We start from the raw sequence: 12264 nt of genomic DNA, 5'->3' as shown, positions 1-12264 counted from the left end.
GGGTCACGTCTCGACGGAAATCAACAATCCGTTGGATTTCGGAGATGAACCCGCTGGCATCGAAAGATTCGATCCCGTTCGCCAGATCGCTGATGCCTTGGGCAAACTTGCCCGAAGCGTCGGTGGCTTTGTCAAACTCACCGACAACTGTGAGCAGGCTGTTCCCCAAGCGAGTAAACGACTGCCCGACTGTGACCTGAGATGTTTCAGCCTGTCGGCGCAACTCCTCGGACCCCGCCTCGAACGCGCGGAACCAAGCAGTGCTGGACACCTTGCCGTCGTTCACCAGCTTGCGCAGCTCGGCTACAGAGCCGCCGGCTTCCTTCAAGCCGCGCGCCACAGCCTGCGCAATCGTCGGGGTGCCCTCAAGGATCGAGTTGAACTCCTCGGCCCGGACAACGCCGCCGCCAAGCGCCTGCGAAAGCTGCAACAAGGCACCACTGGCCGCCTGCGCATCCGTGCCGCCAACCCTCAGAGCAACCGCAATGCCATCGGTGAAATGGATCAGTTCTTCGCTCGTGACCCCCAGTTCCTTCTGGGTCAAAGCCAGCTTGGAATATAGATCGACCAGAGAATTCACCGGCGTGGCATTGCGTTGGGCTGACCTGAACAGCTGGTCATAAACGCGCGAAAGTTCCTCGCCTTCGAGACCTGCCACCCGCAACGAGTTCCGCATTTGGGTCGCGGCGTCGGCAATGCGCATATACTGTCGCACCTGCTGTGCGGCAACGCCTCCGGCAAGCAACCCACTGCCCACCCTGAACAGTTGCTGCATTCCCCGGAGTGAGCGCCCGGCAGAGCGTTCCAAATCCTTAAACGAACGCTCCGAAGCTTTGTTCGAACTCTTAAACGCAGCCTCGGCGCGTTGTGCGGCCTTGATCGACCGCGCCTCGATCCTGGCGAGCTGCTGCAAGAACTTTTGTTCAGTCAGACCAATTGGCAGTTCCAGACCTGCATCAGCTTCCGCCATCATTCCACCTGTCAGCTAAAGCGCAGAGCGCGTCATATTCTTCGCCACTCATCGGCTCACCACTGTGAGCGTGCCCACTGCCCTGCGCCCGGTTCCAACCATCCACGCAGGCCGTGAACTCCCACATCGTCATTTCTTTGACTTGCGCGGGCGAAAAGCCGATGGCTGCCCCGTTGCCGTAGAGGCGGGAGAAGCGGATGCGGCCTTGGCTTCCCCCGCCTCCGTCTCCCCCACCGCGTCATGTCCCTTACCGGAAAACGCTTTGGTCAGGATCGTAAACGCCAGCAAATTCAGTTCCGAAATGTCGGCGTCATCAAATGCCTGCCTGACCTTCCGATCAGCGGTAGAGCGATCCATCCCCGCGCCTTGCAGCCCCAACCGAATACACGCCAGCACCTCTCGAACCTTCACGGGAGAGTAAGCCAGGCTGCCGCGCTGCACGCCCTGCGACAAGCGCCAACGCAGGTCGAGCACCCCAGACTCCGTCAGATCGTCCAGAGCCTCAAGTTCGCCGATGCGGAGAAGAAAATCATCCTCTCCGCTCGCCCATAGAATGCGCTCAGCCTCCATTACGGCGCCGTCACATTATGAAAGGCCAGCTCGCCATCCGAGACTACAGAAATGCTGACCTGTGCCTTGCCGCCACGCTCTCCGGACACCTCAAATCCGGTCACATGGACCTTGCCCTGCCAATAGCGGCCATTCGCCGCATCGTCGGGCTTCCCGATGTAGATACGGGCATTGATGCTCTCGGTCGTGTTAAAAGCGTCCCACCAGCTGTCGACCGCTTCGGATGCCAGCACGCCCGAGCCGGTGCCGCTGAAATCGAGGCTCTCAACGCCCCGCTCGATCCACGAGGGCAGTTCGGGATCATCACAATCCGGGACGTTCACCTCGGTCGCATTTTTCGAGAACGAAATCGTATGGTTGGTCAGCCCGCAGGGCCGCAGGTATGTGCCGGGCGAGGTGGTGCTTTCAAGGAAAATCGCCACCGAGCTGCCCACATAAGTGGTCGGCTTTGCCATGGTATTGCTCCATCTATGGGTGATGCCTTGCCCAAGGGCGCTTGCCGGGCAGCCGGGGTCAGTCCCGGATTTCTTCGATGCTGTCGCCCGCCTTATTTCGGCAAGCGCGCGGCAGGCCGGCATGAACCTCGCCGGCCCGAAACGTCATGATGACGTTGGATTTTGGCATCCACTCGAAGTCCCGAAGGACGCGCCATTTTCGTTGCTTTGGCATTTCAACCAGAAGCCCATGCCTTTCGGACAGCCCGAGATATGGCTGACCTGACACGAGACCGGTTCGCCCGCCATGCGGGATTGAAATAGGGATTCGCCGGCATGTTCTTGGTGCCATGTTCCTGCAATTTCGCATTCTGAAACCGGCCGCCGCTTTCATTCGTGACGATGGTCGTTTCGTCTCCAGCCTTCACCACCACGCCGATAAATCCGCGCTCACCCTTGCTGGTGGAGATCGACGCGGCATCCTCAACCCTGATTGACCGGATCAATTCGCCCTGCTCGCGGGGCGCCAGATAGCGCATGGCAGAAGCCACCTGCTCACCGCCGACGCGGGCTTGAGCCTTGGCCGCCGCCGCGACCTTCGCCGCCTTGCGACGAAACATGGCTTGGACCTCGGGAATGCCGTTCACCATTTTTGACTCCCAGAATCAGTTACCCTTGTCGGGGGGAGACATCACGCCGAATCGGCCTCCACCATCGCCTCGACCTGCACCACGCCATGCACCGAGACACCATCGGGGTCGTCCATGACGCGAACCAGCGTCACGCGCAGCGGATGCATGGTCAGCGCGTCGGTGTCTGCCCAGCCGTTCAGTGCCGCTGCGACATCATCGGTCAGATCCTCAAGCAGCCCCTTGCTCGACTGGCTGTGCCACACGTCGATTTGCAGCGTGACCTCACGCGCCTCGATGCACTCCACGCTGCCGTCGGTCCAATAGCTCACCCCGAGCGTAGCGTAGGGATAGACGGCGCTCTCCGTGGCCCGGTCGTAGACGCCGGTCAGGCCCGGAACCTGATCCAGCATGCGCGCGCGGACGACCTGACGAAGGATGCGGCCGGCTCTCATGTCACACCTCGTAAACCGACTTGCGTGGGAACCTGTCAGTGATCCAGCGCCGGAACGCCGCGGACCGCGCACAACTGTCAGAGATGGACAGCACGTCCATATCAGCCGGTGGCCTGAACCACCCCCACACCTTCACATCTTCGCGCGGCTCACTCGGCTGGGGATGCAGGTTGTGATACAGGGTCCGCAGCAAATAGCGTTTCCCGGAGAATTCCTCGATCAGATCAACCAGTTTAGCCCGGTCATAAGTCGTCGGCGTGTGCAGCCCGAACCACAGCGGGTCTTTCACGCCATGCGCCGACAGAATGTCCCTCGTCTCGACAACGTGCTGGCGGTATTCCCCGGATGCCACGCCCGACGCCAGATATCCCTCTATCGTGCCCCGGTTTTCGTGCCGGAACGTCCACGGGCGAAGAAGGAAAATATCGTCGTGCATGACTGTGATCGTTGCGGCGTTCGTCGATTTCGCGGCGGCCAGGATGTTTGCCGTGGATCTGGCAAACCGCGTCCCACATGCCTCCACCGGGATCAACATCACATTGCGCAGCCCGCGCGGAACGTCGCCCGCAATAATCACGCCCTCATGCTGAACATTGACCAGAGAACGAAGAGAAATCCGCAACTCGAAATCGCTCGGCGTCGCCTTGTAGGGATAGACAATCATCCGCGTGCCTCGGCCAGCATCTCGAGATAGCGGCGGCTCTCGGTCGGCCGGGGGTCTTCCTTCAAGTCGTAAGCCCGGCCGTCGATCACGATACGCCACTCGCTCGTAACCTGTCGTGCCCGCTCCGAATTCCGGACGCCAATAATGACCGGGTTTCGGCTCTCCAGGCGCGCCTGCATTACGCTTTCCCCTCCCCTCAGGAAGCGGATCGTCACCCGGTCCTGAAATCGGGCGTCATATCGATGGATCACCTTCCCATCAGCATCAACGGCCTCGAACGGCTCCTGAAACGTGGCTCGATAGAAGTTCACAGCGTCACCCTGCGAAAGCCGCGCACCATAAATGCAACGATGGTTCGAAAGCGGTCCTGATCAATCTCATGCCCCTGTTCGTAATAAGACCGGGCGATGAAATATCCCGCCTCTTTGATCGCGGCAGGTACACCATTGACGGCCCAACCTGCGGTATAGGTGACTGTCACAGATCGTGCTTGCGGCCAGCTTTCCCCGTGGTTCAGAACCAATTTACCGCCTTCGACCCGGTAAATTTCCGGCAGATCGCGATCAACCCCGTCAGCGTCGATGTAGGAAACAGAAACTTCCGTGACTTCATCCGGGAATGCCAGCGCAACAGCACCAAACCCCGCGAACCGCTCAACAAATTCCGTCGCCAGCACGGGACGTCGCAGGATGCCATTCTGCGGGTCCGCAAGATAGCTTTCAGCGGCATCGATGTAGCCCTGCAATTCGGCGTCATCGTCGTCGAAGGTGATATGCAGACGCTCTTTCAGCTCCACAAGAGACAAGAAATTCGGCATAGCACCCTCCGGAAAGAAGAAGGGGCGACCGGAGCCGCCCCGCCTAAGATTACGATGCGCCGCCGTCCTGGTAGACGAATGCCTCAGGGCGCGATACTTCCAGCGCCAGACGCTTCTCGAACAGGATCGTCACCATGTTCTCCGAGAAGTTGTCGCCGTCTTCGGTCGATGCCATGACGGTCATTCCCATGCGGTCCCAAATCTGGGCACCGAGAGAGAATGCGCCGACGAGGAACGATCCGGGCGCCATGGCGTCCGACACAACCACCGGCAAGCCCCAGAGACGCTGCGCCGCGCCGGTCGTGACCGACGAGAACAGATAGGCGTCCTGCGTGTCTTTCAGCAACTCGATGCGCGCCCAATCCTCCGGGTTCAGTACCACGCCCGAGGCGGGATAGAGGGACTTGCGAACTTGCAGCTTCGCAACCCGAATATCGTCCACCAGCGTCGCCGGGGTGTAGCCAGTCAATGTGGTGTTGTCATAAGCGGTCGCCTGCGGCAGTAGGCCGTGAAGCTGGGGCGCCACGCCAGTGCCGTTCAGCAGCTGGTTTTCCTCGGCCAGCAGCAGGCCGTAGCGGCCCCGGCCGTCGATGTAGCTGCGCAGCATCGGCGCATCGTCCAGGATCTCCATCGATGCACGGAAGCGATGCGCGATCTTCTGGACCGGGATGACTTCCTCGCCGAAGGTGATTTCCGACTTCGGTTTCAGCGCGCCTTCCGCGACAGGCGCGGCAGCGTTCGTGAATCCGGTTTCGACGATGGCCCGGATGGAATTGCTGGTCGTGGTGCCGGTCGGGATCAGGCTGCGGATGCGCAGCTCCTGTTCCGGAGGCGCGCGAAAGCCGGTCATCTGCTCTGGGATCAGAACCGAGCGCGAAACGCCCGTCGCAATCTGGCCCGAGGTCAGCACGTCTTTCAGGTCCAGAGAGATTTTCACCGGCTCCTTGGTCGTGGCCTTGGCCTTGAACTCATCCGAGCCGATGAACTGTTCGCCCAGCGACTTCTCACGGCCGCCGGCCAGCACGGAAGCCATTTTCTTCTCGTGTTCGGCGATGGCCGCGCTCAGCTTGTCGATGTTGGCGACGGATTCGTCGATCCGGCCCTTGATGTCGGCCGCATCGGCTTCCGACTTCGTTTTCAGGTGCTCGATCTGCTCGTGCAGGTCATTCGACTTCTTGTCACGCTCGTCGAGCATGCCTTTCAGTTCGCCGCGAAAGACTTCGCGGACAGCATCCATGTCAAAAGCCATGGTTCGTCTCCTATGATGTGAGAAACGGCCCTATTTCAGACCACGAAGCGCGTTCCTAAGGGCGTCCAAAGTCAGCCCTTCATCTTGCCCTGCGCTCACCTCACGTTCCGCGCGGACACGAGCCACAGCGGCCGCCGCCGCTTTGGCTTCATCAGCCGAGAAATCAGCCTCACGCATGATCTGCTCGACGAACCTCTTGAGAATAGCCGGGTTATCGCCGTCGATGCTCTTGACCGACGATACGACCGCCTCGGGCAGCATGGGGAATGTCACGAACGACACTTCCCAAAGGTCGATTTGGCGCAGTTCCCGGCCCGCGGCGGTTTTCACCGCATCCTTGGCCCGGTAGCCGATGGACATGCCGTCGATGGCGCCAAATTCGAGGTTGGAATGCACGTCCTTTCCGAGCGTGGACCCAAGATTGATCCTGCCCTCGACATAGAGGCCGTCATTGTCCTCCTGCACCACATCCCAGACCCCGACGACTTGGGCCGGATCATGCTGCAACAGCATCTTGGGCTTGCGGGTGTTGCCGCTGAACGCACCCTTGACGACGATATCGCCGCCCTGATCCTTAATCCCGAACCTCGACGCATAGCCCGTCACCTTGCCACGCTGGTCGATCTCGGCTTCCAGCGGGGCGAATTTATACTGGAGCTTCATCCTGCCCCTCCTGTTTGTTGCCGGCCTTCCAGAAGTTGTCACCCTTGGCCGCTAGATTGAACGGAGACGCCCCGGACCGAACCTCATCAGCAGTCATCCATGGGGCATTGCCGCCACCACCAAGCGCGCGGGAATAGATTTCCGCCCTGACCTGTGGCGTAGTGCGCATCAGCGCGTTCTCGTCGAAATTCGGCATGGACTGCGATCCCTTGAACAGAGACCGACGCAGGGCACCCTCCCAGCGATTGATCCATGGGGCCATGGTGTAGGCCTGATGGAACAGCATCACATCGGCCACCGCACCCTGCGCACCAGAACCGGCTGTTTGCATCAGAAAATACGGATGAACGCCGTAAATTCTCGCAATTTCCTCGACCTGGAACTTGAGTGCCTCGTTAAGCTGCTGATCTGTCGAGGACTGCGCCAGCTGCTGAAACTTGCCGTCCATGTCCACGACCGCGATGCCGCTACGGCCAAACTGCTTGCTCCACGACTCCTTGAGCCGTCGCACCCCGTCCTTGCTCTCGCCTTCCTTGACGAACAGCACCCCATAAGGCGCGTTGGTGTCGGCATACTGCGCTTGTTTCTGCTGCAACTTCCGCGACAGCCCGAGCACATGGCAGCATGCGTGCGTCACATCGAGGCCCGAAAGCATATTCCATCGCGGCGAAGTCACTTCCAAAATGTCCTTGCGAGTGAAGTCGCCCCAGATCCCGCCTTCCTCGATGCTGACCGGCAGGACGTGTTCACCGTCCTTGTAGACCCACGGCCCGCACCATGACGGGTGCAGCGGGATCAACTCGACCGGCTTGCCCAGCGGATCGCGGCGAATAAATGCCCGACCGGCGCCAGCGAACACCGCGTGAAGCGTCATCAACTCCTTGAACTCTACGCCTGTCAGCAGGTCGTTCGGCTCGTCGTTGATCAGAGCCGCCAGATTGTCTCCGCCGCGCCCCTCGGCTTGCAACGGCAGCAGGCCCATGCCGCTAGCGATGGTAAACCCTGCCCGCAAAGCCGCCGCAACGCTGGTGAACTCACGCGATCCAAAATCCCCGATACCCTTGAAGAATACCCGATCCTCTTTGTTTTCGGGGTTGTAGCCCTTCACCTCGCGGGGCCCGAACATTCGCTTGAATAGGTTCATGTCTGGCCTTTGCCGTTACAGGACAATCAAGTCCTCATCTTCGAGATAGGACCGCGACCGCCCGTCCATCTGGCTCGCCGCAGACCCCACCGCCATGGCGATGGTCACCATGCCGTCGATCCGGCCGCGCGACTTGTTCTTGTCGAACCACTTGTTCTTGAAGGCGTCCGACCTCACCACCGCGTTTGACGCGCAGATCGTCGTCAGCCTGTTCCGGTCTATGACCAGTTCGCCCTTGAGAATCCGGTCCTCCAGATGTCGCATAGACAGCGGCATGCAGAGCATCTTGTCCTCGAAAACCACCTTACCGCCCTGGGCATGGCGCACGATTTTCAGCCCCACGCCCGCCGGCTCGTCGTCGCCCTTGAACTCCCAGACCGGGAAACCGGCATCATCAGCCGCCCGCATGAAGTTCTGAATGAAGGTCGAATCGACGACCATCTGTTCCACATCATGCTCAGCGCACAACTTCTGGACGCGCTGCACGACGAATGAATAATCAATCGTCGCGCTCTGCGTGATCGTCAATTGCCCCGCCGCCTCGATCTCCCGATACGGGATCTGGTCGGCGGTGCTGCGCTCCGCAATCCGCGCCTCCGTGGTGTAATACCAGGTCTTGACCGCCAGTTTGTCGCCCTCCCAGCACCCGGAAAGCGCGGTCAGGTCGTTCTTTTCGGACAGGTCGAGCGAAAGGTGCAGCTTGCGGCCGCGCATCTCTGCCTCATCCACCTCGCCCTGCGTGCCTTCCCACGCATCTTCCGCAATCCAGAAACCGGCGGTGCCGACCGGGATGCCGAAATACAGGCGCTTCGTTGTCAGCGCCGTCGAAATCATGTTGCGCGAGGTCTGGACTTCCTTGCGAACGTTGTCGATGGGATAGGTAATCCCAAGCGCCGGAAGCGACTTCACCCAGCAACTCTCGTCGTGGAAAGGATCGTCTCCCTTGTCCGTCCGCGCGATGAACGCGAATGCGCTGTCGTCCGTGTTCTCACCACGCAGAACACGCTGAAAATACTCGCTGTATTCCGTCCCTACCTGCTGATCCACTGATGGCGTGTTCGTGCCCAGCACCATCATTGGATCGCCCGACATTTTAGCGATGGCAGCACGCCAGACAGAAATAGCCTTGTTCGATTTCATTTCATGGATCTCGTCACCGAGAACCAGAACCGGCTTTGGCCCCGAGATGGCATCACTGTTCGCCACCGGCTCGAACTTCGACCCGCTCTTGGGATGCTCTATCTTCCAGGCGTTATCCCCGAAACCCCGGATGATCACACGACCAGACGATTCAAGGCTTTCCTCGCCCTTGCCGGGGATCGGCGCGCGGCACATCGCCACGGCGTCCCGGAACATCACGTTTGCGGTTTTGCGGTCTTCGCCGATGCAATAGACTTCGGCCCGCTTCTTCTTGCGGCCGAGGATTTCGTAAATCCCCAAGCCGGCCATTAGCGGGGATTTGGCCTGCCCCTTCCCTGTCTCCATCCAGACGAACCGGAAGCGGCGCAGCCCGTTCGCGTCCTTCCATCCGTAGATCGAGCCGACGACGAACACGTGCCACGGCAGAAGCTCGAACGGCTGCCCGACCTTGGCGCCTTCGGTAATGCTCAGCACCGACGGGAAAAACTCAATCGCCCGCTCGGCCGAACCCACGTCCCATGCAAGCCCGCGCTTCTTGCCCTCTTTCAGATCGCGCAGGTGACGTTCAGCCGCAAGGCGCACCAACTCCCCAACGACGATCTTTCCCGATACCGCCTTGCGCGCCCATTCGGTCGTCCGGTCAATCGAGATAGTCATCGGCTTTCGTCTTTGGTCCTTCCGGCGGCTTGCCGGCCACCTTGTCCTGAGCCGCCTTTGGGCTGATCAGCAGTGCGTCCTCAAACTTCGCCATACGATCATTCAGCTTCTCGACGGCGGACCAGTTGAAGTTGAACACGTCGCCGCCATTCGGCCCGACCTTCACAGGCCCCTCCTCCGCAGCAATCGGATAGAGCACGTGATACTCTGCGCAGGCGCGAGCGTAGCGGTCGGCAATCTCGATCCTTCGCGCGTTCAGCAGGCCGCTTTCATCCAGCCATGCAATCGTGTCGCGCCAGACCTCCTTGGCCTTCGCCTCCTTATCGGGGTCGCCCTTAAAAATGTCGGCGTATCGCGGAGCGCGAGGCTTTTGTGACATTATAACACCCCTACCCCGGGTTATGGGCTGTTCTCAGTGAAAAGGAAGGGGGGCGCCGGGTCTGGCCGATTGGCCCCCTTTCTTTTTTATCGGGGGGGCTCACCACCCATCCGCCCGTTGCATCCGCTGGCCGCGCTCTTGTCTGGCCTTAGCCGACCCGTGACAGGCCTTGCACAGGCATTGCAGGTTGCTCTCGTCCCAGAATAGGCGCTCATCGCCGTGGTGAGGCTCGATGTGGTCAACCTCGGCGGCCTTCGGGTCGCGCCTCCCTGATGTGGTCAGCGTCCCACACATGCGGCACACAGCCCCCGCCTTGGCGATGACCTTGATGCGCAGCCTTTGCCAACGCGCCGTCTTGTATAGCCTGCTGCCCTTGTCAGCCCATTTCATGACGGCTGCGTCGATCAAATGCCCAGAGGCGATCCTCTGCGAGCTTTTGTCTCAATGCCTTCGTTGTGTTCACAGCGCACTCTCGACCATCCTGATGGACAAACGTCACCACCTCATAAACGTCTGGGTGGATGTCATGATTCACCCTGCCGGCGAATGACCATCCCTCCCATTGGAACGTCTCATCGACCAGATCGCCAAAAATATGGTTGGCCATAATCGCTCCACTCCCTTGTCAGCCCATGGCTTGCGGGTCATCGACAACCACAGCCTTGACCTTCATAGGTCCGACAATCTCTCGCCGAGCGAGCGCCTGCGGGTCGTTGCTGTCGGGGACTTCCACGACATCCCAATCAAACACCACATCACCCAGCCTCACCACTGTCCCTTCGCTGGAATGAAGCTCCCATTCGATAGCGTCAGAGGCATTGCCTGTATTGACGGACACATATCGCTTCCAACGGCCCGTATCGATCAAACCGAAGGTGATTTTGTCCAGCATCATGCCGAACCAGAACAGCGGATCCCTGATCGCTCTATCCGTGTCGAGCGATACATTGGCCGTCAACTTCGCCATGTCTCTACCTCCAACAAGCCGCGACCGACCCGCGTATCCACCAGCGATGCTCGCAGTCGTCGTCGCGGATGATGGCCGAACCGAACGCTCAGGCAGGCGGTCCAGCGACGGGCTGAAATGAAGAAACCCCGCCATTGCTGACGGGGCTGGATACGTGCTCGCCTACGAGCGTAGCGGATATCGAGCCGTAGTGCGCAGGGGGATGGTGCCGATCCGAGGTCTCGAACCCCGCGCCTTGCCCTTACAAGGGGCCTGCTCTTCCTGATGAGCTAGATCGGCAGGATATCTGACGGTGGAGGCCATCCCACCGGCCACGCCATTTGACGTGGACTTAAGGCCGGATGCTTGCGGCGATCAACCCGCGCAGAGCCGGAGACATAGTAACCCGCCGGGGTGCGCAGTGCGAAACCGAGGCTACCGCCCGAGGCGTGGCAGGTCTTTTTAATGTGAGCGCGGGCGACCGGGTAATTCCCAATCCACTACTGCGGCCAGAATACCAGCCGACTAACGAGCCGCGCTCGGGAGGTCAGACGGTCGGCTTACGCTGATCCGGCTTGGGCTTATCCGACTAGCCCACGCGGTAGGTTGGATGATCCATCCCGCGTCATAGAACATCTGACCACCAAAGAGCGGAATCAAAAAGCCCGGCGTGAACCGGGCCTGTCACCGCGCAACTTGCGCGCCACGCAGTGTAATTACGGTAGAAGAAAGATCGCCGCCAGTCAACGCCTTATTTGCCGCGGGTTGATACGACATGCAGCATGCGCAACGCCGCAACAAACGCCCTGCCCCGCGTGGTCGGCTTGCCACCTTTATGCATTTCACAGCGCAGGTATATGCCGTCCCAAATGGCGCTCTGCTCACTGGCATTAAGGTGCCCAAGAAATCCGTGCCAGCGCATCCAGTTGTTCACGGCGCTCCGCTGCTTCTCTTCGTCGCTACGGTGATCTGTCGCTTCGTCCGGGCGAGATTCAAGCCTTTCCGGCATGAATTCAATCTTGCCGCATTTTGCGTGACGAGACCGCCCGAGGATCCGCGCATGATATACCGCATCGACCTTATCCAGCCTGCAAAACGTCTGCCAAAGGCGATCAGCATCCGCCTTGGCTTCCAGATATATCACCTGCCCCGCGTGATCCTCCAACATGGGCAGCGACATGAGACGCCGGTTATCGCGGTTTTCTGCAATGCCCATATCACGGCACCTTTTGTTAAGAACGACTTTGCGCGGGTCCTCTCCGACCCTGACAAACCGGCCCTTGTGGCGCGGCTGTTTATGGCGCGGCGGAATCGGTGCCAGCTCTGGCAGGCCGACCGGGGCCGCCTCCAACATTGCGCGGCGGCGACGCTCGGCCAGTTTCTGCCCCTTCGTTTTCGCCTTGGTCATCTGTCCCTCGTGATCTGCCTGATCTTCTGCCGCGACTTGCGCCGCTCTGCCTGCCGTGCCTTGCGGGCGGCTTCCCGCACTGCCGCGATGATGCGGCGTCTGCGTTTGCCTGGGGGTGGGTGGAGGTCGGTCATGGGTA

The 12264-nt window shown here is 60.2% G+C and carries 17 protein-coding genes and 1 tRNA gene; all 18 read right to left on the bottom strand.

From position 1 onward, the window contains the following. Positions 1 to 970 (bottom strand): tape measure protein (locus PARACOCCUSGL_RS0118465; protein WP_158004480.1); only part of this gene is annotated, 970 nt, incomplete at its 3' end. Positions 971 to 1099: 129 nt separating this feature from the next. Then, positions 1100 to 1540 carry a GTA-gp10 family protein gene (locus tag PARACOCCUSGL_RS20970; RefSeq protein WP_010400153.1) on the bottom strand — a complete coding sequence of 147 codons (441 nt, stop codon included), beginning with the start codon at positions 1538 to 1540 and terminating at the stop codon, positions 1100 to 1102. After that, positions 1540 to 1995, bottom strand: coding sequence for a phage tail tube protein (locus tag PARACOCCUSGL_RS0118455; protein ID WP_010400151.1), 456 nt, complete (start codon positions 1993 to 1995; stop codon positions 1540 to 1542). Before PARACOCCUSGL_RS0118455 ends, PARACOCCUSGL_RS20970 begins: the two co-directional genes overlap by 1 nt. Before the next feature lie 215 nt (positions 1996 to 2210). Then, the gene (locus PARACOCCUSGL_RS0118445) at positions 2211 to 2624 is read right to left on the bottom strand and encodes an HK97-gp10 family putative phage morphogenesis protein (protein WP_010400149.1); all 414 of its coding nucleotides are present in this window, start codon (positions 2622 to 2624) and stop codon (positions 2211 to 2213) included. A 41-nt stretch (positions 2625 to 2665) separates the two neighbouring features. Further along, positions 2666 to 3058, bottom strand: a complete 393-nt coding sequence (locus PARACOCCUSGL_RS0118440; protein ID WP_010400147.1) for a DUF3168 domain-containing protein — start codon at positions 3056 to 3058, stop codon at positions 2666 to 2668. Between the two features lies 1 nt (position 3059). Next, entirely contained in the window at positions 3060 to 3722 is a 663-nt protein-coding gene (locus tag PARACOCCUSGL_RS0118435; RefSeq protein WP_010400146.1) for a hypothetical protein, read from the bottom strand. Next, positions 3719 to 4033 carry a head-tail adaptor protein gene (locus PARACOCCUSGL_RS0118430; protein ID WP_010400145.1) on the bottom strand — a complete coding sequence of 105 codons (315 nt, stop codon included), beginning with the start codon at positions 4031 to 4033 and terminating at the stop codon, positions 3719 to 3721. Before PARACOCCUSGL_RS0118430 ends, PARACOCCUSGL_RS0118435 begins: the two co-directional genes overlap by 4 nt. Then, complete coding sequence (locus PARACOCCUSGL_RS0118425) at positions 4030 to 4539, bottom strand: head-tail connector protein (RefSeq protein WP_010400144.1); 510 nt, start codon at positions 4537 to 4539, stop codon at positions 4030 to 4032. The genes PARACOCCUSGL_RS0118430 and PARACOCCUSGL_RS0118425 overlap by 4 nt, the downstream gene beginning before the upstream one ends. 49 nt (positions 4540 to 4588) lie before the next feature. Continuing rightward, entirely contained in the window at positions 4589 to 5788 is a 1200-nt protein-coding gene (locus PARACOCCUSGL_RS0118420) for a phage major capsid protein (protein ID WP_010400143.1), read from the bottom strand. 30 nt (positions 5789 to 5818) lie between these two features. Beyond that, positions 5819 to 6451: an HK97 family phage prohead protease gene (locus PARACOCCUSGL_RS20965; RefSeq protein ID WP_010400142.1), complete on the bottom strand. Its 633-nt coding sequence runs from the start codon at positions 6449 to 6451 to the stop codon at positions 5819 to 5821. Further along, positions 6435 to 7595 carry a phage portal protein gene (locus PARACOCCUSGL_RS0118410; RefSeq protein WP_010400141.1) on the bottom strand — a complete coding sequence of 387 codons (1161 nt, stop codon included), beginning with the start codon at positions 7593 to 7595 and terminating at the stop codon, positions 6435 to 6437. Before PARACOCCUSGL_RS0118410 ends, PARACOCCUSGL_RS20965 begins: the two co-directional genes overlap by 17 nt. A 15-nt stretch (positions 7596 to 7610) precedes the next feature. Then, positions 7611 to 9392 (bottom strand): terminase large subunit, encoded by a 1782-nt coding sequence (locus PARACOCCUSGL_RS0118405; RefSeq protein ID WP_010400139.1) that lies wholly within the window; start codon positions 9390 to 9392, stop codon positions 7611 to 7613. Further along, positions 9376 to 9771: a P27 family phage terminase small subunit gene (locus PARACOCCUSGL_RS0118400; RefSeq protein ID WP_010400137.1), complete on the bottom strand. Its 396-nt coding sequence runs from the start codon at positions 9769 to 9771 to the stop codon at positions 9376 to 9378. Before PARACOCCUSGL_RS0118400 ends, PARACOCCUSGL_RS0118405 begins: the two co-directional genes overlap by 17 nt. Before the next feature lie 99 nt (positions 9772 to 9870). Next, positions 9871 to 10065, bottom strand: a complete 195-nt coding sequence (locus PARACOCCUSGL_RS20960) for an HNH endonuclease signature motif containing protein (RefSeq protein ID WP_202796800.1) — start codon at positions 10063 to 10065, stop codon at positions 9871 to 9873. Between the two features lie 82 nt (positions 10066 to 10147). After that, positions 10148 to 10378 (bottom strand): hypothetical protein, encoded by a 231-nt coding sequence (locus tag PARACOCCUSGL_RS21290; protein ID WP_050804222.1) that lies wholly within the window; start codon positions 10376 to 10378, stop codon positions 10148 to 10150. A gap of 18 nt (positions 10379 to 10396) precedes the next feature. Beyond that, on the bottom strand, positions 10397 to 10738 hold the full coding sequence (locus PARACOCCUSGL_RS0118390; RefSeq protein ID WP_010400134.1) for a hypothetical protein: 342 nt from the start codon (positions 10736 to 10738) through the stop codon (positions 10397 to 10399). Positions 10739 to 10941: 203 nt separating this feature from the next. After that, positions 10942 to 11017: transfer RNA gene (locus PARACOCCUSGL_RS0118385), tRNA-Thr, on the bottom strand. A gap of 451 nt (positions 11018 to 11468) precedes the next feature. Beyond that, the gene (locus tag PARACOCCUSGL_RS0118380; protein ID WP_010400133.1) at positions 11469 to 12125 is read right to left on the bottom strand and encodes a hypothetical protein; all 657 of its coding nucleotides are present in this window, start codon (positions 12123 to 12125) and stop codon (positions 11469 to 11471) included. Positions 12126 to 12264: the final 139 nt, after the last annotated feature.

Source organism: Paracoccus sp. TRP (assembly GCF_000185925.1).
GTDB lineage: Bacteria > Pseudomonadota > Alphaproteobacteria > Rhodobacterales > Rhodobacteraceae > Paracoccus > Paracoccus kondratievae.
Note: the sequence above shows the minus strand (reverse complement) of the source record. Positions and strands in the feature narration are given on the sequence as shown.